Origin of the sequence: Methanocaldococcus fervens AG86 (assembly GCF_000023985.1) — an archaeon.
GTDB classification, from domain to species: Archaea; AGJL01; Methanococci; order Methanococcales; family Methanocaldococcaceae; genus Methanocaldococcus; species Methanocaldococcus fervens.
Window position 1 is genome coordinate 96,698 of record NC_013156.1, and the last position, 18,864, is coordinate 115,561.

An 18,864-nucleotide genomic window follows, 5' to 3' on the forward strand; every position below is an offset into this window, starting at 1 on the left:
TTTAAATATTTAACTCCTTTTTATCGCTTCCATAAATCGATACTTCAAAACAACTGGGGGGATTTCAATATTAGGGCATTTTTCATTGTATGGGATTGTTTTGGCTATAATAACTTTGCATTTATTTTCATTTAATGCCTTTTTAAATTCTTTTTCAAATTCTTCCAAACTTTTTGTAGTTACAGCATCTAAGCCACAACCCTTAGCTACCTCTTCCAAGTTTGTATTTCTCTTTGTGTGGGTCTTTTGATTGCCAGTAGAACCATAAGCAGAGTTATCTATTATAACCAATATATAATTTTTTGGATTTAAATAACCTATTGTTGATAAAGAGCCGAGATTCATCAATATGGAGCCATCGCCATCTATGGCTATAACCTTATCTTCACAATTTAAAGCCAATCCCAATCCAATTGATGAAGCTAAGCCCATTGAACCAAGCATATAAAAATTCCTCTCCCTATCTTTTACAAAATACAACTCCTTTGAAGGAAATCCTATATTGCTAACTATTATCTCCTTATCTCCAACATTTTCAACAATTTTTTTAATTACTTCTATCCTCTTTGGATACATGATTATCATCTCATCTTATTCTTCTAAATCATACTCCCAATACAATGCATCAAATAACAAAGCCACAGGGTATGATATCTTAAACATATAGGAAGAGGCATATTTTATTAATTTACATGCCTCTTCTGGTGTTTTTGGTTTATAGGTGGGGATTTCACAAACATCCAACAATTTTTCAATCCATCTTCCCATTGGTATTTGGGCAGGTATCTGCTCTTTCAAATCTCCCCTATGGCTAATTATTAACAAAGTTGGAATTTGGAATGTCTTGTATAATGAGGCGATGGCATTTATTGAATTCCCAATACCTGAATTCTGCATTAATATTGCTGTTTTCTTTCCTGCCAAATATGCTCCAGCACATATTCCAAATGCCTCCTCTTCCCTTGTTGCAGGTATGTAAGTTATATCTTTATCATTTTCAATTAATTTTATTAGATTTTTTAAATTTGCACATGGAACCGAACAAATAAAATCAATATTTGATTCTTTTAAGGCGTTATAGATTGCTAAGCTACCCTTCATGCTGTCCCTCTTTTTTACTATTTGGAAATATATCACAAAAAATATATACTTAATTCCTTTATTTAGTATCAACTTTTTATAATTTTACAAAATATTTACATTATAAGAAAAAACATTATATAAAATTTCTTAAAAGAATTTGGTGATATCATGAGAGCATTTGAATTTTTATACAAAGATTTCGAAAGAGGGCTGACTGTTGTATTGGATAAAGGATTACCTCCAAAATATGTTGAAGATTATCTAAAAGTTTGTGGAGACTATATAGATTTTGTAAAGTTCGGATGGGGAACATCTGCAGTTATAAATAGGGATGTTATCAAAGAAAAAATCAACTATTACAAAGATTGGGATATTAAGGTTTATCCAGGAGGGACGTTATTTGAGTATGCGTATGTTAAAGGCAAATTTGATGAATTTTTAGATGAATGTGGAAAACTTGGATTTGAAGCTGTTGAAATCTCCGACGGTTCTTCAGATATAAGCTTAGAGAAAAGAAAAAATGCTATAGGGAAAGCTAAAGATAATGGATTTGTTGTATTAACTGAAGTTGGTAAAAAATTGCCAGAAAAGGACAAAGAATTAACTATAGAAGATAGAGTTAAATTAATAAACTTTGACTTAGATGCTGGAGCAGATTATGTTATTATTGAAGGTAGGGAGAGCGGTAAAGGTATAGGGTTGTTTGATAAAGATGGAAAGGTAAAAGAAGATGAGTTAAATGTATTAGCTAAAAATGTTGATATAAATAAAATTATTTTTGAAGCTCCTCAAAAAAATCAGCAGGTAGCTTTTATATTAAAATTTGGAAGTTCCGTTAATTTGGCAAATATTGCCTTTGATGAGGTTATAAGCTTAGAAACATTGAGGAGAGGGCTTAGAGGGGACACATTTGGAAAAATTTAGTAAATAAAGTCAATCAATAATCTCAATCCCTCTCCCAACGAAACTTTATAACACCTCCTCGCTACGCTCGGAGGTGTAACTTAGATTGGGAAAGATGCCCATATAAAATTTAGTCGATAATTTCAATCCCCCTTTCAACTATTCTAAACTTAACCCTCTCCTCTCCAGCATGTAAATGTTTTTCCAATATAGCCAACCTATCTCCATTAAGCTTTTCTAATCTTACTATACATTTACTCCAATATTCCAACAATCTCCCTCCAGAGGCCTCAAATCCATTAACTGTTTCCCTAACCTGATTAGTTATTAAAACAGCTAAATTGTAGGTTTTAGCCAACTTTAATAAGGTCTTTACTTGGTTGCCGAGCATTTTATTGAGCATGATGTTTTTACTTGCCTCATCACTCAACTCCAACCTATACAAAGATGTTATGTTATCAACAACTATTAAACTTGCGTTATTGGCGATTAATGGAATCTCCTTTTGTATTATCTTATCTTGCTCATAAAAATCAAAAACGTTGTATATTATCATATTTTCCAATATTTTTTGGTAGTTATCCGGGGCTATTTGCTTAATCCTCTCTATTGAAAGCCCTCCCTCAGTATCCATGTAAATTACTTTTCCAAAATTAACAGCATTTATGGAGTTTATAATACATACATTTGTTTTTCCAACTCCTGGAGGACCGTAAATCTGAGTTATTATTCCTTTTTCAGCATTTCCTAATAAAATTTCCTTTAGCATATAATACCCCTTACTTTTTTATCTCCTCTAAAATCATCCCTATTGCCTTATCTACAGCTTTAGCAACTTCTTCAGATAACCCTGGCTTTATATCAGGCATTGTAAATTCCTTTCCTTGACAGCCGATAACTACAACCTCTATTCCATTATCATGCAAATCCTTTAAAAATGGAGCCAATGGAACATTGTGGGCATCAAATGAATATTTTTTGATATTTGGAAGTTCATCAACATCTATTCTCTTTATTGTTCCAGGCTCTAAACCAAAATCAATGGCATCCACAACTATAACCTTTTTTATATCTTCATCAACCAATGTCATCAAATAATAAGCTCCACTTGCTCCTGCATCTATAACTTCAACGTTATCTGGCAGTTCCATCTTCTCCAATCTGCTTATAACCTCACATCCAAATCCATCATCTCCAAACAATAAATTTCCACAACCCACAATCAATATATCTTTCTTTTTTTTCATCTTATCCCTTATTTAACATTTCTTTATACTTTTTGGCAGCTTCCTTAGGATTTTCTGATAGGTATATTGCCCTTCCAACAATTACATAATCATTTTCATCCAAAATATTTATAATATCCTCAACTTTTCCTCCCTGAGCTCCAACTCCTGGAGTTATTACAGGTAGTTTTGCAATTTCTTTAATCTCTTTAAGCCTCTCAGGTCTTGTTGATGGAGCTACAATAGCATCAACTTTAAGCTTTTTAGCCATTTCAGCTAATTTATCAGCTATTGGTTGCATAAATTGAACAGCTCCAGGATGGCTCATTTCAGTAACCATTATTACTTTTTTGTTTAGCTCTTTGGCAACATCTTGAACTGCCTTAACTGAATCTTCTCCAACAAAGCCATGAACTATTATTCCATCAGCATATTTTAGAGTTATCTTTGCTATTTTTTCATTTGTTGCTGGAATATCAGCCACTTTAAAATCACAAATAACTTCTTTATTACAGAGTTTTTTTATTTCTTCCACTATCTTTAATCCTGCAGATAAAACTAAAGGATATCCAACTTTTATGGCATCAACGTAATCTTTAACATCTTCAACTATCTTTAAAGCTTCATCTCTATCTAAAACATCGAGGGCGAGCATTAACTTTGGCATTTTATCTCCCAATTTTTATGTTATAGAGCACTATTACTTTGATAAAATTTATATAAAAAAGTTATATCAAAATAACCATAATGGATTTTAAATTTTCTTTAACTTTTCGAGGTGAGGATTTTGATAAAGAAAATTGAACTTTTAAAGAAAATAAGAGAATTTCTTATCTTAAATTTAGAAATAAAAAAACTTATGCAAGATTTAAATGTAGATGATGATATATATGAAGCTTATGAAGAAGTAACAAAAATCGTTAGAGAACCGAATATAAAACTCTATAGGAAATATTACGATGCAATAAAGGAAATATTTTATGAAGAATATGGTAAGAAAAGAAAAGATATTCCATGGTATCCAAAAATTGATTATGAAAAATGCAAAAATTGTAAAAAATGTGTTTCTTTTTGCCTAAGAGGAGTTTATGATGTAGAAAATGAAAAAGTTGTTGTTAAATATCCTTACAGCTGTATAGTTAATTGCAATGCCTGCTCCATAATGTGCTGTGAAAATAATGCCATAATATTCCCAGATGAAAAAATACCGCGTGTAAAATAATATGTTAACTTTTTAACTTAATTTATTTTGTTGCAACATTTGTTTCCATACCGAGACGGCCTTATTTTAACTAAAAGAAGTTAATAAGTTATTTGGTGGAATTCTAACAGAGTTGTTTCCATACCGTTCCGGTCTGATTTTAACAAAGGAGAAAATGATAGAGCTCCTAAAAAAGTTTCCATACCGAATCGGTCTTATTTTAGCAGGGCAATAATTCGAGACAAGTATATTTTTAGCACTCATAATATTTATGCTTTTCGTTACCTTATAAGTCGAAGGGTACTCAACCCTATTCATTTATATACCTTCTTACGCATACAAACTTTACTTTTTAGAACTAAAAAAAGAGTTTTAAAGCTGTCAAATTTTAAAATACTAATTTTTTATTGTAGAAATTCCAACTTAAAAATAATTAGTTAAAATTTTTTAAAATTCCTTAATTCAAAATCTTTAAAATAAGCTATCCTTTAAAATTCTTTAAAAATCCTTAAAATAGAAAAATAAGTTATAAAAAATCATTATTTAAAAAATAAAATTTATTCAGCGAGATAAATGTAATTTGAATATTTAAACCAATAATTACAAAAGTAAAAAATTATTTATCTATGTTTATGTTAAAGTAGTTCCAATATTATAAAAAGTTCGGAGGGATTATTTTGATTTACGTTACTTTAACACCTTATGGAGCTTTTGGAGTTAGAGATAATAAAGAAGTTAATAGCTTTGGTGAGATAGAGTATAAAGAATTATTTAAAGAGGAAGAAATTCCAGATATAATGTTTAAATTAAAAACTCAGCCAAATAAGATAGCAAGTGAACTAAAAGAGAAATGGGGAGACGAAGTAAAATTAGAAACTCTTAGTAATGAGCCATTTAATATAGGAGAATTTTTAAGAAGTAATCTATATGAGGTTGGGAAAGAACTGGGATACTTCAAAGATTACGAAGATTTTAGAAAAAAGATGCATTATTGGAGCACTGAACTAACAAAGAAAGTTATAAAGAGCTACGCTCAACAAAAGGATAAGATTATCATCCAAGTTGCAGAAGCAATATCTGATTTAGATAAAACCTTAAACTTACTATCTGAGAGGTTAAGGGAGTGGTATTCCCTTTATTTCCCAGAGTTAGATCACTTGGTTAATAAACATGAAGTCTATGCTAACTTAGTAACAAACTTAAAAAAGAGAGATAATTTTACAAAAAGCCAGTTAAAAAAGATACTTCCTTCAAAATTAGCTGGAAAAATTGCTGAAGCAGCAAAAAATTCCATGGGTGGAGAATTGGAAGATTATGATTTAAATGCTATTGTTAAATTTGCTGAAGAAATAAACCACCTATATGAAAAGAGGAAAGAGCTATATGGCTATTTAGAAAAATTGATGAATGAAGAAGCTCCAAATATTACAAAACTTGCTGGTGTGTCTTTAGGGGCTAAGTTAATTGGCTTAGCTGGAGGGTTGGAAAAATTATCCAAGATGCCAGCCTCAACAATACAAGTTTTAGGGGCTGAGAAGGCTTTATTTGCACATTTAAGAACTGGAGCTGAGCCACCAAAACATGGTATAATCTATAATCATCCTTTAATCCAAGGCTCTCCATACTGGCAGAGGGGTAAGATAGCAAGGGCTTTAGCTTGTAAGTTGGCCATAGCTGCGAGGGCAGATTATGCTGGAGATTACATAGCAGATGAGCTTTTAGAAAAGTTAAATAAGAGAGTTGAGGAGATTAGAAGGAAGTATCAAAAACCTCCAAAGAAAAAGAAGAAAGCAAAACCCGAAAAAAAGAAAAAAGAAAAGAAAAAAGACAAAAAAGAAAAACCTAAGAAAAAGAAAGATAAGAAAAAGGATAAAAAAGGAAAAATGAAAAGAAAAGTCATAGGGAAAACAAAGAGTAGGGACTAACTACCCCTATTTATTTTAATTTTACATCTATAATTTTAAGTATTTTGTTATTTACATCTATGAAACTTCCGTCAAATAATTTTTTATGAAAAAGTTTAAATATTGGGTACCATATAATAAAAAATAAGGATAAAATATAATAAAAATTAAGGGGGGAGGGGTATGATACCATTAGTTCCAACATCAAAGACAGAAGTAGACAAATTAGAGCACATATTGGTGTTAGGGACCTTATTCAGACCAGAGATTTTAGAGTTGATAAAAGACCCTACAGAGAAAGTTACATGGGTTGATTCATTAGCTATAGCTGCAGGATCTTTAGCAAGGGAAAAAGCTGGTTATACAATAAGAGAAATTGCAGATGAGTTAGGAAGAACTGAGCAAACAATTAGAAAGCACTTAAAAGGAGAAACCAAAGCTGGAAAACTTGTCATGGAAACCTATGAGATGATAAAAAGAGGAGAATTAAATATTGAAGAAGTAGAGAAATTCTTAGAAGCTGCTATTAGAAAAGAAGAGCTCGAAAAATTAGAAGATGTTAAGAAATTAGAAGAAGAGATTGAAAAACTCAAGAAAGAAAATGAAGAATTAGCTAACAAATTAGAAAAAGTTAAAGAGAAGTTAAAAGAAGTATTAAGTGAGTTAGAATAAGATTTTCTATTTTATTTTTTGAAAAATTATATATTTTGTTATTTTGTTTTTTAGGTGGTTATTATGAGGAAAGTTGTTGCTGAGGTCTCCATAATCCCCATGGGTAAAGGAGCGAGCGTTTCAAGATATGTTAAAAAAGCCATTGAAGTTTTTAATAAATATGAGTTAAAGGTTGAACCGAATGCTATGGGAACCGTATTGGAAGGAGATTTGGATGAGATTTTAAAAGCTTTTAAAGAGGCACATTCAACAGTTTTGAACGATGTTGATAGAGTTGTTAGCACTTTAAAAATTGATGAAAGAAAAGATAAAGAGAATACAATTGAGAGAAAGTTAAAGGCAATTGGAGAGCTATAAATTTTGGTGTTCCTATGATTCTCGGAATTTGCGATGGACATAATGCAAGCTCTTCCCTAATAACTAAGGATGAGATTTTATTTGCAATGAGTGAAGAGAGATTTACAAGGAAGAAAAATCAGAGAGGATTTCCAGAGAACTCTATAAATTATATTTTAAATAAAGTTAAATCTGATGAAATTGATTATGTTTCTATTGGCGGAGTTTTTAGAAGAGGAGAGAGGATAAAAAAATTAAAAAACTTTCAAAACAAAATAAATAAGAAATTTATCTATTTTTACCACCACTTAGCACATTCTTATTTATTTAAGCTTTCTGACTTTAAAGAGGCGTTAGTTATTTCAATAGATGGGGGAGGAGATGGGCTATCTTTTTTAGCATCAATAGCAAATAAAAATAACTTAGAAGTTGTAGCTCAAAGTGATTTAATAGATTCTGTTGGAGATTTCTATGCATCTATAACCGAGCTTTTAGGATTTAAACCTATGGAGGATGAAGGAAAAGTTATGTCATTATCTTCATATGAAGGAAAAGACGATATAGAGTTAACAACAATAGATTATATAAGCGAATTAAAATCATTTAGGAAGTATTTGGGAGTTATAGGCTATGAAGCTACAAAGGCATTAAAAAAACTTATAACTATGGATAAAAATCAATTATCTTTTGAGGATAAAGTTAGAATATCAAAATTTGCCCAAAGAACTTTAGAAAATATTGTTTTAAAGGCTATTGACGATTTATCTAACGAATACAATATAAAAAACATCGTATTTGTTGGAGGGGTTGCTCAAAACGTTAAATTAAATTCAAAAATAGCTGAAAGATATAATCTGTTTGTTCCACCTTTTATGGGAGATGAAGGGCTGTGTTTAGGGGCAAGCTTAGCTGATAAAAGGATAAGTAGGATAAGTATAAATAACACATACTTTGGCTATGGGATAGAAAATAAAAAAGCTGAAAAAATTTTAGAAGAATTAAAAAATAAATTAAGCGGTTATAAGATAGATTTTGTTGAAGAAAGAGACGTTCCTGAAGTTGTAGGAAATTTAATTTTAGAAAATAAGGTTGTTTGTTTAGCAAGGGGAAAAATGGAATTCGGACCAAGAGCTTTAGGGAATAGGAGTATTATAGCACTACCAACAAAAGAGAATAAAGAAAAAATTAATAAAAAATTAAAAAGAAGTTGGTTTATGCCATTTGCTCCAACAATACTTTATGAATATGTAGATGATTACCTAATAAATCCAAGATACTCTCCATTTATGACTCAAATATTTAAAGTTAGAGAGGATAAGATAAAAGAAATTGAAGGAGTAGTTCATGTGGATAAAACTACAAGACCTCAAACATTAAAAAAAGAATCAAACAAAACCTATTATGAGATAATAAAGTATATTTATGACTGCATAGGGATTCCAGTAATCTTAAATACATCATTTAATTTACATGGTGAGCCGATAGTTTGCAGTGAGGAAGATGCAATAAAAAGCTTTTTAAAAGCAGATTTTGATGCTTTATTGTTGGGGAATTATTTAATATCTAAGTAAAGCCCTATGCTTATCTAATCTCCAAAGTTAAATAATCAAAATATTTTTCCGTCCAATCTACAATCCCTTTTCTCTCTTTTTTATTTTTTATAGCTTCAATAATTTCACTAACTATATCTTCTACATCCCTACCTGTTGTATCTATTTCATAAATCTTACCCTTACTTTCACATAGACAGACGTCTAAAATCTCAGCTTGAATATTCTCTAAAACCTTTTTTGGCTTATAACCTCTTTTCTCCAATCTTTCTTTAATAATCTCTGGATTGCATCTGAGCACGATGGTGTAATCAGGGTTTAAAAGATGGGAGACATGGCCATCCAATATAATAACTTTTTCCTTCTCTTCAATTTCTTTAATAAAATTTTCTAATTTCTCAAAATCAATGACATAAGAGTCCATTTCTTCATCTTTCTCAGTGTATAGCTTATGTTTTTTAACGGCCTCAGTTATATCAATAACCTTTATTCCAAATTTATTCCCTAAAACTTTTGACACTGTAGTTTTTCCAACTCCTGGGGTTCCAGTTATAGCAATCCTCATTCAACCACCAAAAAAGTAAAAATTAAACATTCTCAACGTCATCGGTAATGTTTGATACATATTTATCTAATACTACATCGTCCCTGTAAGCCAATAAAACATTTTCTGCTACAAAACCTAATTTGTAGTTTAAAACGTTCATATAATCCTTAAATTCGTTAAGCTCTTTTATAATAGATTCAAAAGGCACTTCTTCAAGATTTACAATTATAGCATCATACTCTGGGATGTTGTCTTTTATATTCTCAAAGTCCAAAGGATGCTTAATCCTAACAACGTATAATTTTGGCAGAATCTTTTCTACTTTAACTACAACTTCTTCTTTTTCTTCTCTGGATTCTACGTCTGTTTCTGTTTCAGATTCATTTTCCAAGATGTATGCTGTTTTTTCCTCTCCAATAACAATATATTCGTCATCAGGAACTTCTACAGGTGTTGGCAAGTCTTTGTTTCCTCTAATCTTCTTAATAATTTTCTTTATAACCATAACTCCCCCCTCATCCAATTTTGAAATGTTATTTTATATTTTATTATTTAAGCTTAACTTTATTCAACAGTAACACTCTTAGCCAAGCCCCTTGGTTTATCAACATCTCTTCCTAACTCAACTGCTTTATAATAAGCTAATAATTGAAAGGCAGGGGCATAGACAATGGGGGATATCTCTTCAATAACATTTGGAACCAAAATATTTTTAACCCCATCTATCTCAACTGGGGTTATTGCTACAACCTTTCCATTCCTTGCTTTAACCTCTTCAATATTCGATAATATAGAGTTAAATACCAATGAACTTCTTGGAGGGACAATGGCAATTGTATCCATATTTTCATCAATTAAAGATATTGTCCCATGCTTTAACATTCCTCCACTCATTCCCTCAGCATGCAAATAGGTTATTTCCTTAAACTTTAAAGCCCCTTCCAATGCACTTGCAATATTTATTCCCTTAGATATAAATATGTAGTTATTTGCTTTTAAATTATTGGCTATACCCTTAATAACATCTTTTTTATCTAAAACCTGTTTTACATAATCAGGAATTTTTTCAATCTCTTTTTCATAAATGCTCATATCCCTACCCAAAACTTTTCCATATTCAACAAACAACCTATAAAGTATCATCAATTGGGAGGTGTATGTTTTTGTAGCACAGACAGATATCTCTATCTCCGCCCCCATCATAATCGTTATATCTGCCTCTCTTGTGGCAGTGCTTCCCAAAACATTAACTATAACTCCTGTTTTAGCTTTATTTTTTTTAGCAAATCTTAATGCCTTTAAAGTATCGTAGGTCTCTCCACTCTGCGTAATTCCAATAACTAATGTTTTTTCATCAACAACTCCTTTATTTAAAAATTCAGAGGCATCACAGGCAATAACCAACTTTCCAAGTTTTGCAAACAAATACTCTGCAACCATTGCCGCGTGTAAGGAAGTTCCCATAGCCACAAAATAAACCCTATCATAATCTTTAATGCATTCAGCCAATTTTTTAATTTCTTCGGCAGATATTTTAGCAGAGACCTTTAAAACCTCTGGCTGTTCCATGATTTCTTTTAGCATGAAGTGAGGATAACCCATCTTTTCAGCAGAACTTATATCCCAATTAATCTCCATTACCTCCCTATTAACCACAACTCCATCATTCTCTATAATGATATTGTAATCATCCCTATCCTTTTTAACAATTACAATATCCCCATCTTCCAATGGGATTGCTTTATTTGTGTAATCTAAGAAGGCAGTTATATCACTTCCTAAAAAATAGCAGTTATTTCCCACACCCAATATCAATGGACTTTCATTTCTTGCTCCAATCAACAGATTAGGGAAGTTTTTGTTTATTATAGCCAGTGCATAAGTTCCTTTTAACTTTTTAATTGCATTTATAACAGCTTTTATGTAATTTTCTTCATTAACTTCTTTAAATTTCTTTAACTCATCTTCAATTAAGTGAGGAACTACCTCAGTATCCGTCTCTGATTTAAATTTATGCCCCTTCTTTATTAAGTCCTCTTTTATCTCTTTATAATTGCTTATAATTCCATTATGAACAACTGCAATCTCTCCTTTGCAATCAGTGTGTGGATGGGCATTTTCTCTGCTAACATTTCCATGTGTTGCCCATCTTGAGTGTCCGATTGCTACACTACCATTAACATCTAGAAATCCTTCTTTTTCAGCCACTTCCTCAACTTTCCCTACATTTTTTTTGATAATTAATTTATCATCATCAATAACACCTATACCACAGCTATCATAGCCTCTATACTCCAACCTCCTCAACCCATTCAATAAGATTTTTGCTGCCTTGTCATCACCAATATAACCAATAATACCACACATACATTTCACCGATAAGCCTAAATATTTCCTAAAGTAATAAATAGTTAAAGGTTAATAAACAATATATTAACGTTTTACTTTCATTTCTCTTTATATTAATAATGTTTTGTTTTGGAGGTGAGATCATGGTATTTGGTAGTGCAGCGAGTGAGAAATCACCTGAAGAAATATTAAAAGGAGTGGCATTAATGTTGGATGAGATAATTAACGATACAACAGTTCCAAGAAACATTAGGGCAGCTGCAGAAAAAGCTAAAGAAGCTGTTTTAAAAGAGGGGGAGGAGCCAATTGTTAGAAGTGCAACAGCAATCCATATTTTGGATGAGATTAGCAACGACCCAAACATGCCACTTCACACAAGAACACAAATATGGAGTATTGTTAGTGAGTTAGAGAGAGTTAAATAAATTTAAAATTTAAAAACATGTTATTCCTTTACAAGAAGTTTTAAAAGTGTGAGTTTTGCCTGCTCTTCTAAAACTTCCACCTTTACATAGGCATCTATTAAATCTTTTCCTAAGCAAACTACTCCATGATTTTTTAATATAATTACATCTTCATCTCTTTTTGCAGTTTCTTCAGCCAATTTTAAGCTTCCAGCTTCAAAATAATCGACATATCCAATTCTCTTTAAAAATATTTTACCCTCTGGTGTTAAAAGATCAATCTCCTTATTTATTGTTGATAAAAAGGTTGAAACAAGTGAATGAGTATGAATTATTGCATTTACATCATCTCTCTTTCTATAAATCATTAAGTGTAAGTTTTTTTCTGAAGTTGGCTTTCCTTTTATAATGTTGCCGTCTAAATCCATCTCAGCAATATCATCCTCCTTTAAAAATCCTAAGATAGATCCGGTTGGCGTTAAATAGACTCTATTGCCTTCTCTAACTGATACGTTTCCCCCACTACCAACAACGTACTTTCTTTCATAAAGCTTTTTACATATCTCAATAAACTGCCTTTTATCCATGATTTCACTTATTATAGCTTTAAGAGTTTTAGTGTTAAAAGAATAACAGTTAGATAAAGGAATATAATTAAAGTTCCTAAAATAATAATGTTAATTCGGATTATTTTTAAACTTCTTTTTAAATCTTCTATGGTTTTTATGTATATGCCCAAAGCTATCAAAGCCTCTTGTTTTAATATTTTTTCAGCTTTTTCATTCAATTTTTTCTCATTTTCTTTTAGTTTTGCATCTACCCTTTTTTCGATTTCCAAGATTTTTTTATTCAATACTTCAAGCCTTTCTTCTATCTCTTTCTCATCCATATTAGCCCTTTTAATTTTGCTCAATTTTTATATTATCCAAATCAAATACAAGAGGAATTATTTCATCTAAAGTTTTTACAGGAATAATTTCTATCCCTTCTGTCTCAATGACATCTACCATATTTGCCTCTGGGATAATAACCCTCTTGAATCCATATCTTTTAGCGGCTTCTATCTTTTCGTTAACCCCACCAATTGCTAAAACGTTTCCACTTAAATCCAAGCTTCCAGTTATGGCAAAATCTTGCTTTAATGGAATATCCAATAGAGCTGAGATTATGGCTAAGCAAACAGCTGCTGTAGCACTATCTCCATCAATCTTTGAATATGACTGGCTAAATTGTATATATATCTCCTTGTTATTTAAATCAATATCTTTCTTAGGTAGAGGAAGTTTTTTCTCAGCCACCAATTTTTTTGATAAGGCAGATGCCAAAGTTATGGAGTGCTTTGCAATATCCCCACTTATGTTTAACAGATGAGTTCCCGGATTCTTTGAGTCCAATATTTGAACTATAATTTTTGTCACATCGCCAATGCCTCCAGCTCCTAAGACAGCTAAGCCATAAACAACTCCAACTTTTGGCTCGTCATTTGGTACTATATGCTTGTATCTCTTGAAGTTTTTTATGTAGTTTAATGCCACTTGCTTCTCCATGCTGTAGATTCCAGTATCAAACACCTTTCTTATATGCTCTGCAGTTATATAGACCTTGTTATTTTTATCTTTTTGAGTTTCTGGCTTGTAGTTTCCTTCTTCATCAAAGTTACCTAATATCTCCTCAATATCTTTACCCATTGCCACATCATTTGCCATTTTTATTATATTGGCTAACAACCTCAACCTTAAGGTTAATTTATCTTTGGAGCCAGCTAAATATTGAGCAATTCTAACAACTTCGCAACATCCATCGTATGTCATTGGATTTAAGTTGTTGTTTTTTATCTCTTGTACTATAAACTGCAATAATTTATCCCTATTTTCTAAGGTATTGTCCATTTTGTTCTTTAAAACTATTTTATAGTCAATCCTATCCAACAATGGAGCTCTTAAGTTATAAACATCATCCATATTTCCAGACATTATTAAGATGAAATCACAAGGTATTGGATTGGTCTCTACTGTAGCTCCACTTGAATTTGGATTTCTTCCACTAATTGGAAGTTGTTTATCTTGTAAAGCAGTTAAAATATAATCTTGAACTTCCAAAGGCATTGTCTTTATTTCATCAACATATAAAATTCCCCTATGTGCTTCATGAATAGCCCCTAATATAATCCTTTTGTGTGGAGGAGTCCCTAAAGGTGGTCTTCCACCTAATGGGCAGTGCTTTATATCTCCTAATAGTCTTGTTACATTATATGCACTAGCTCTAACAAGAGGTCTTTTTTTGCATTCATATAAGAGGACTGGTTTTAAATCCATTGGATTTATGTTATTTCCCATCGAAGCTTTTGAAGCTCCCATTATGCTCGTTAATATAATTACAAATCCAAAGATTAAAACTATTAAAGAAGTTATGGTTACAGCGGCAAGTAGATACTCTTGAGGTATGCCTTTTAAAAGATACTGGGAGAGCAAGATTGCAGCAACCATTATTAAGATTAGTGTTGTAGAGCTTGGGGTTTTAAAGTTCAATTTTGGAATTTCTTTTAAATCCTCTTTGTACTCTCCATCTATGACTTCAACTATCGGTCTTTCCATATTCTTTAAATTTGGTTTAGCAATGACATAGTAAGGTGTAAATTCTCCAAAATCAGATAAAATTTCCCCAACTGCTTTAACTATCATGGACTTTCCTACACCAGGCTCCCCTAATAAAATAACATTTCTTTTATTTTTTACAGCAGATAATACAATTTTAACAGCTTCCTCTTGTCCAATAACTTGGTCAATTAACCTTGGTGAAGGTTCAGGCAATTCTTCGGTAGTTTTAAATTTTATTGAAAACATAATCTCACACCCTAAGATTGAAAATTATTATTTTACTGTAAATTGATACACTTCAATATATAATAATAATTAAAACTATTATTGAAAATGCCGAAGCTAATATTTATATGTTTTTATATAAAAAGTGTTTCAGTTAAATAACTATCTCCCACACTCCAATAACTATCAAAGACAACGCTGTTGTAATAAATATAGATGAGGCTATTAGCTTAATATCCAACTCATACAACGTTCCTAAGACAAGAGACATCATAGCTGAAGGCATAGAACTCTCAATTAATAAAACATCTCTATCTAACCCTTTTATATTGATTAGCTCAGCTAAAGTAATAGCTGATGCTGGGGATACAACAAATCTAAGTATTGAAACTAAAATTCCCCAAAAAACTCCAAACCTTAAAGCTCTTGGTGAGAGAGATAAGCCCAAAGACATCATAATTAAAGGGACTGTTGCTGAAGATAAATAATTTAAAGATTTTAAAATAAAATTTGGAAGATATTCTAATTTAAAACCTAATAAAGCCAATATTATAGTAAAAATTCCTATTATTAATGGTGGAAATTTAGCCATTTCTTTTAAAACACTTTTGTTTTTACTTTTCCCAAATTTTATTCCAACGTAAGTTCCCAATAACATTGTAGCAAAAACTCCACCCAAATCACAAAATATGGCCCTTGCTAAGCCAGCCTCACCAAACATTCCTAAACATACTGGATATCCTAAAAATCCAGTATTTCCAAGCATTGAAACTAAAATCAAAGCTCCAAGTTTTTCATCTTTTAATTTAAAAAAGTATTTTCCAACTATATATGCTAAGATTCCAACAAACAGGCAGGATATAAAGATAACCAGTGGAAGCTTTAAAAAATTTAATATTTGTGATGAAGGGTTTTTTAAGATGGTTAAAAATATTGTTGAGGGCATTGCTATATATATAACAATGTTGTTTAAAATTTTTGCATGCTCCTCCTTCAAAATATCAAATACCTTTGAAAAATACCCTACTAAAACTAAAATTAAAACAATTAGGACAACATCCATAGTATCCCATTATTTTTTAATTACCCTCCCTTCTTCATCAATTTCTCCTTTTCTTATTCTTGTTGTTGATATAATCTTTCCATCCTCAGCCAATATATCTCTAAAAACAATAATTTCTAATGGCTTTAACCCCTTAATTTTTCTAATCTCATTAATTTTTTCAGCATTTTTTAGCGTTTCTTTGGTGACAACTATTATGTCATAATCTTCAGTTATCGCATCCCCATAAGCGTCATTTATAACTTTAATTTCATAATCTGCCTTTATATTATCTAAAAATTTTTTTAAATTCTCAATCCTTGTTTTTAAATCATTTACCTCATGTTTCTTATATTTTTTCACAAATTCATCGCTTGTTATACCTACAGTTAATTTTCCCAAAGATGATGCAAATTTTAAAAGCTCTCTATGCCCTTTATGTAAAATATCAAACGTCCCCCCTACAACAACCTTTTTTTTCACGAATATCTACCTTTTAAGAAATTTGTAGAGTTCATTTGAAAGCTTAACAATTTCCCCTACAGAGAGTTTAAAAACCTTCTCATTCATTAAATTTTCATGTTCTTTTGAAAATTCTTCCAATATTTTTTTCATCTCATTCTTACTATAATTTAATTCTTTGGATGAGTCAATTAAAGCTCTTCTAACTGATTTATTTCTGTGTTGGAATATAGCTCTCAAAAAGTTATCAAAGAAATCTTCATTCTCTATGTGGTATTTATTTTTATTTGGCTTTATCTTTACAATAGCTGAGAAAACCTTTGGTTTTGGAGAAAAGGCATTTGGCGGAACTTTGGCTATTATCTCAACGTCAGCTCTTGACTGAACAGCTACAGATAACCTCCCATAATCCTTTGTTCCTTCTTTAGCAACCATCCTCTTAGCAAACTCATACTGATACATCAAAACTGCTAAATCAAATCCTTTTTTTAGTAATTTAAAGGTTATTGGTGATGAAATTTGATATGGAAGATTGGCAACAACCTTGTTAAAATCTAAATTACTTAAATCAACTTTTACTGCATCTCCCCAAATGATTTCAATGTTGTTATATTTTTCTTTCAATCTATTGGCATAGGGCTCTAAATTTTTATCAATCTCAATAATATAAACTTTTTTAGCATTTTTAGCCAATTCTTCTGTTAAAATTCCTTTTCCTAAACCAATTTCTAAAACTACATCATCTTTTGTTAAATTTGCTGCTTCCACAGCTTTATTAACAAAATTTTTATCTATTAGAAAGCACTGCCCCAATTTTTTCTTTGGTTTAAACATTATTTCACTCTGTAAATTAGAATTATCTAAAGTTGCAGTTTGAATATTTAATTTCTATTTTTCCATATTTTTCAGGATTTTTGTTTTTGAGATATTCTAAATATAACTCCCAATGTTCTTTATTTTCCAGTCTTGGTCCAAAAATTATTTCTTTAATATAATCTCCTAAATCTTTTCTTATTTCGACATACAATTTTGGTGGTGTGTTTTTTGTATCTAATTTTATTTTATCTTTGTGGAATGTTAAATTATAAACCTTCACGATTCTACACTCATTTTCTTCCTTGTAATATTTTGATTTTACTAAGTATCTAATGTCATCCAATAGCGATTTTATAAGTAATCTTATTGGTTCATAGATTTCCAACGTTTCATTTCATTAATAATTTCATTAAATTCTTTTAATTTTTACATTTAATTCTATAGGAATTTTATCTTCTGAAAGTACATCTGTTATTATTTTCTGTAATTTTTTTAAGTCTTTATAATAATTGACGTTATCATTTTTAGAAATTCGTAATAATAAAATATTAAATACTATGCTTATCCACAATAAGAATTCATTAATGTTTTCTAATTCATCTTTTATATATGTGTCTATTAAAGTATTTAGATTCTTTGAAAATTTAATTAATTTTTGATATTCTTTTTCATTAATTGTATTTAATTCTTGAATTAATACATTTACTAAATCATCTACTTCTTTTAACACATTTTTTAATAATTCATATTTTGAACAATTAGAACATTTTTTATTTTCATTACTTTCATAAATTACGTAATATAAACAAAATGTGTCTTCACTATTACTTTCAAATCAATATTTTTAGAAATCTCCAAATATCCATATTTATCAAAAAAATCTTTTTTTATACCAATGCAGACTCCCTTTGCTTCTTCTTTATTTTCATCTTTTCCATAAGTTCTCCATAAAAACAGATTGTTCCCCTCATAATCATCAACAACAAAACTTCCAATAAATACTTGAAACTCATTATCTTCCCTAAAATTTTGTATTTCAAACTCATGTTCAATTTCATAGATATATTTTAAACTATTAAAACCAAATTTTTCGTTAGTAATCATTCTCAAAAATGTTCTACCTTCTTCAGGATCATTCATACAGGATACATTATATAATCTAAAACAAGAACCTTCTAAAAGATTTTTTACAACTACCGGTTTAGTATAGTGATAGATTATTTCTCTATCTTCAACCATAAGCTGCTTTTTAAAATCCATTATGAGAAATGTGATTCTACATAATATTCCAAAAATTTTTACAAATTTATTACCATCAATTTTACCTTTTTTATGCAATTTCTGTTTTAAATATTTATATATATCAACAATGGTGTCATGAAAATTTTATCTATTTGTAGTAATTTTTCAAAACATTTTACTGCTTCTTCAAATCTTTCTAATCTCGCAAATGCTACCCCTTTATTGTTCCAAGCATGAGAAAATATTTTAATTATATTTTTTTAATATATATTTTTATGTTTTTCTTATTAAAAAATATTTCAATA

Annotated in this window: 25 protein-coding genes; 7 read left to right on the plus strand and 18 right to left on the minus strand. The window is 30.3% G+C overall.

All coding sequences use genetic code 11. The features are described from left to right. Positions 1-9: 9 nt before the first annotated feature. On the minus strand, positions 10-576 hold the full coding sequence (gene comE, locus MEFER_RS00490; protein ID WP_012794964.1) for a sulfopyruvate decarboxylase subunit beta: 567 nt from the start codon (positions 574-576) through the stop codon (positions 10-12). Between the two features lie 15 nt (positions 577-591). After that, the gene (gene comD / locus MEFER_RS00495) at positions 592-1,101 is read right to left on the minus strand and encodes a sulfopyruvate decarboxylase subunit alpha (RefSeq protein WP_012794965.1); all 510 of its coding nucleotides are present in this window, start codon (positions 1,099-1,101) and stop codon (positions 592-594) included. 150 nt (positions 1,102-1,251) lie between these two features. Between comD and comA the strand changes: the two genes are divergently transcribed. Then, positions 1,252-2,007, plus strand: coding sequence for a phosphosulfolactate synthase (gene comA, locus MEFER_RS00500; RefSeq protein WP_012794966.1), 756 nt, complete (start codon positions 1,252-1,254; stop codon positions 2,005-2,007). A 109-nt stretch (positions 2,008-2,116) separates the two neighbouring features. Here the strand turns inward: comA and radB are convergent, their stop codons facing one another. The 3 genes from radB to pyrF are packed head-to-tail and all read right to left on the minus strand — an operon-like array spanning position 2,117 to position 3,879. Then, positions 2,117-2,755: a DNA repair and recombination protein RadB gene (gene radB, locus MEFER_RS00505; protein WP_012794967.1), complete on the minus strand. Its 639-nt coding sequence runs from the start codon at positions 2,753-2,755 to the stop codon at positions 2,117-2,119. 10 nt (positions 2,756-2,765) lie between these two features. Beyond that, positions 2,766-3,233 carry a coenzyme F420-reducing hydrogenase, FrhD protein gene (gene frhD / locus MEFER_RS00510; RefSeq protein WP_012794968.1) on the minus strand — a complete coding sequence of 156 codons (468 nt, stop codon included), beginning with the start codon at positions 3,231-3,233 and terminating at the stop codon, positions 2,766-2,768. A 1-nt stretch (position 3,234) separates the two neighbouring features. Then, positions 3,235-3,879, minus strand: a complete 645-nt coding sequence (pyrF, locus tag MEFER_RS00515; protein ID WP_012794969.1) for an orotidine-5'-phosphate decarboxylase — start codon at positions 3,877-3,879, stop codon at positions 3,235-3,237. 120 nt (positions 3,880-3,999) lie between these two features. Here pyrF and MEFER_RS00520 point away from each other — a divergent pair, with 120 nt between their 5' ends. From MEFER_RS00520 to MEFER_RS00540, 5 genes are all read left to right on the plus strand, one after another. After that, complete coding sequence (locus tag MEFER_RS00520; RefSeq protein WP_012794970.1) at positions 4,000-4,434, plus strand: 4Fe-4S dicluster domain-containing protein; 435 nt, start codon at positions 4,000-4,002, stop codon at positions 4,432-4,434. 656 nt (positions 4,435-5,090) lie between these two features. Then, a complete protein-coding gene (locus MEFER_RS00525) occupies positions 5,091-6,338 on the plus strand; it encodes a hypothetical protein (protein WP_012794971.1) in 1,248 nt (415 codons plus the stop codon). A 162-nt stretch (positions 6,339-6,500) separates the two neighbouring features. Next, positions 6,501-6,989, plus strand: coding sequence for a hypothetical protein (locus tag MEFER_RS00530; protein ID WP_012794972.1), 489 nt, complete (start codon positions 6,501-6,503; stop codon positions 6,987-6,989). Positions 6,990-7,052: 63 nt separating this feature from the next. After that, entirely contained in the window at positions 7,053-7,346 is a 294-nt protein-coding gene (locus tag MEFER_RS00535; protein WP_012794973.1) for an MTH1187 family thiamine-binding protein, read from the plus strand. Between the two features lie 14 nt (positions 7,347-7,360). Then, positions 7,361-8,896, plus strand: a complete 1,536-nt coding sequence (locus MEFER_RS00540) for a carbamoyltransferase C-terminal domain-containing protein (RefSeq protein WP_012794974.1) — start codon at positions 7,361-7,363, stop codon at positions 8,894-8,896. Between the two features lie 10 nt (positions 8,897-8,906). On the opposite strand, the gene MEFER_RS00545 is transcribed toward MEFER_RS00540, so the two are convergent. The 3 genes from MEFER_RS00545 to glmS are packed head-to-tail and all read right to left on the minus strand — an operon-like array spanning position 8,907 to position 11,789. After that, on the minus strand, positions 8,907-9,440 hold the full coding sequence (locus MEFER_RS00545; protein WP_012794975.1) for an adenylate kinase family protein: 534 nt from the start codon (positions 9,438-9,440) through the stop codon (positions 8,907-8,909). 22 nt (positions 9,441-9,462) lie between these two features. Then, positions 9,463-9,927, minus strand: coding sequence for a hypothetical protein (locus MEFER_RS00550; protein WP_012794976.1), 465 nt, complete (start codon positions 9,925-9,927; stop codon positions 9,463-9,465). Between the two features lie 59 nt (positions 9,928-9,986). After that, positions 9,987-11,789, minus strand: coding sequence for a glutamine--fructose-6-phosphate transaminase (isomerizing) (gene glmS / locus MEFER_RS00555; protein ID WP_012794977.1), 1,803 nt, complete (start codon positions 11,787-11,789; stop codon positions 9,987-9,989). Positions 11,790-11,914: 125 nt separating this feature from the next. On the opposite strand from glmS, the gene MEFER_RS00560 reads away from it, so the two are divergent. Further along, positions 11,915-12,196 carry a UPF0147 family protein gene (locus MEFER_RS00560; protein ID WP_012794978.1) on the plus strand — a complete coding sequence of 94 codons (282 nt, stop codon included), beginning with the start codon at positions 11,915-11,917 and terminating at the stop codon, positions 12,194-12,196. 20 nt (positions 12,197-12,216) lie between these two features. Here MEFER_RS00560 and fucA read toward each other — a convergent pair whose 3' ends face one another. The 10 genes from fucA to MEFER_RS08635 form a co-directional block, all read right to left on the minus strand. Then, positions 12,217-12,762: an L-fuculose phosphate aldolase gene (fucA, locus tag MEFER_RS00565; RefSeq protein WP_012794979.1), complete on the minus strand. Its 546-nt coding sequence runs from the start codon at positions 12,760-12,762 to the stop codon at positions 12,217-12,219. A gap of 11 nt (positions 12,763-12,773) precedes the next feature. Then, complete coding sequence (locus MEFER_RS00570) at positions 12,774-13,064, minus strand: hypothetical protein (protein ID WP_012794980.1); 291 nt, start codon at positions 13,062-13,064, stop codon at positions 12,774-12,776. Between the two features lie 10 nt (positions 13,065-13,074). Further along, complete coding sequence (lonB, locus tag MEFER_RS00575) at positions 13,075-15,018, minus strand: ATP-dependent protease LonB (RefSeq protein WP_012794981.1); 1,944 nt, start codon at positions 15,016-15,018, stop codon at positions 13,075-13,077. A gap of 133 nt (positions 15,019-15,151) precedes the next feature. Beyond that, complete coding sequence (locus MEFER_RS00580) at positions 15,152-16,060, minus strand: AEC family transporter (RefSeq protein ID WP_012794982.1); 909 nt, start codon at positions 16,058-16,060, stop codon at positions 15,152-15,154. Between the two features lie 9 nt (positions 16,061-16,069). After that, entirely contained in the window at positions 16,070-16,522 is a 453-nt protein-coding gene (locus MEFER_RS00585) for a phosphopantetheine adenylyltransferase (RefSeq protein ID WP_012794983.1), read from the minus strand. Between the two features lie 6 nt (positions 16,523-16,528). Further along, positions 16,529-17,335 carry a 16S rRNA (adenine(1518)-N(6)/adenine(1519)-N(6))-dimethyltransferase RsmA gene (gene rsmA, locus MEFER_RS00590; protein ID WP_012794984.1) on the minus strand — a complete coding sequence of 269 codons (807 nt, stop codon included), beginning with the start codon at positions 17,333-17,335 and terminating at the stop codon, positions 16,529-16,531. A 22-nt stretch (positions 17,336-17,357) separates the two neighbouring features. Next, positions 17,358-17,702: a hypothetical protein gene (locus MEFER_RS00595; RefSeq protein WP_012794985.1), complete on the minus strand. Its 345-nt coding sequence runs from the start codon at positions 17,700-17,702 to the stop codon at positions 17,358-17,360. Between the two features lie 24 nt (positions 17,703-17,726). Further along, the gene (locus MEFER_RS00600) at positions 17,727-18,047 is read right to left on the minus strand and encodes a hypothetical protein (RefSeq protein WP_012794986.1); all 321 of its coding nucleotides are present in this window, start codon (positions 18,045-18,047) and stop codon (positions 17,727-17,729) included. Between the two features lie 62 nt (positions 18,048-18,109). After that, positions 18,110-18,457 (minus strand): hypothetical protein, encoded by a 348-nt coding sequence (locus MEFER_RS00605; protein ID WP_211204167.1) that lies wholly within the window; start codon positions 18,455-18,457, stop codon positions 18,110-18,112. A 206-nt stretch (positions 18,458-18,663) separates the two neighbouring features. After that, complete coding sequence (locus tag MEFER_RS08635; RefSeq protein ID WP_083767094.1) at positions 18,664-18,813, minus strand: tetratricopeptide repeat protein; 150 nt, start codon at positions 18,811-18,813, stop codon at positions 18,664-18,666. Positions 18,814-18,864: the final 51 nt, after the last annotated feature.

Coding starts and splice junctions, on each gene's coding strand:
- glmS (WP_012794977.1), bottom strand. CDS start 11,789: ATGTGTGGTATTATTGGTTATATTGGTGATGACAAGGCAGCAAAAATC.
- MEFER_RS00545 (WP_012794975.1), bottom strand. CDS start 9,440: ATGAGGATTGCTATAACTGGAACCCCAGGAGTTGGAAAAACTACAGTG.
- MEFER_RS00535 (WP_012794973.1), top strand. CDS start 7,053: ATGAGGAAAGTTGTTGCTGAGGTCTCCATAATCCCCATGGGTAAAGGA.
- rsmA (WP_012794984.1), bottom strand. CDS start 17,335: ATGTTTAAACCAAAGAAAAAATTGGGGCAGTGCTTTCTAATAGATAAA.
- MEFER_RS00570 (WP_012794980.1), bottom strand. CDS start 13,064: ATGGATGAGAAAGAGATAGAAGAAAGGCTTGAAGTATTGAATAAAAAA.
- MEFER_RS00530 (WP_012794972.1), top strand. CDS start 6,501: ATGATACCATTAGTTCCAACATCAAAGACAGAAGTAGACAAATTAGAG.
- MEFER_RS00580 (WP_012794982.1), bottom strand. CDS start 16,060: ATGGATGTTGTCCTAATTGTTTTAATTTTAGTTTTAGTAGGGTATTTT.
- MEFER_RS00550 (WP_012794976.1), bottom strand. CDS start 9,927: ATGGTTATAAAGAAAATTATTAAGAAGATTAGAGGAAACAAAGACTTG.
- comA (WP_012794966.1), top strand. CDS start 1,252: ATGAGAGCATTTGAATTTTTATACAAAGATTTCGAAAGAGGGCTGACT.
- fucA (WP_012794979.1), bottom strand. CDS start 12,762: ATGGATAAAAGGCAGTTTATTGAGATATGTAAAAAGCTTTATGAAAGA.
- lonB (WP_012794981.1), bottom strand. CDS start 15,018: ATGTTTTCAATAAAATTTAAAACTACCGAAGAATTGCCTGAACCTTCA.
- MEFER_RS00560 (WP_012794978.1), top strand. CDS start 11,915: ATGGTATTTGGTAGTGCAGCGAGTGAGAAATCACCTGAAGAAATATTA.
- MEFER_RS00540 (WP_012794974.1), top strand. CDS start 7,361: ATGATTCTCGGAATTTGCGATGGACATAATGCAAGCTCTTCCCTAATA.
- MEFER_RS00605 (WP_211204167.1), bottom strand. CDS start 18,457: ATGAATGATCCTGAAGAAGGTAGAACATTTTTGAGAATGATTACTAAC.
- comD (WP_012794965.1), bottom strand. CDS start 1,101: ATGAAGGGTAGCTTAGCAATCTATAACGCCTTAAAAGAATCAAATATT.
- comE (WP_012794964.1), bottom strand. CDS start 576: ATGTATCCAAAGAGGATAGAAGTAATTAAAAAAATTGTTGAAAATGTT.
- radB (WP_012794967.1), bottom strand. CDS start 2,755: ATGCTAAAGGAAATTTTATTAGGAAATGCTGAAAAAGGAATAATAACT.
- frhD (WP_012794968.1), bottom strand. CDS start 3,233: ATGAAAAAAAAGAAAGATATATTGATTGTGGGTTGTGGAAATTTATTG.
- pyrF (WP_012794969.1), bottom strand. CDS start 3,879: ATGCCAAAGTTAATGCTCGCCCTCGATGTTTTAGATAGAGATGAAGCT.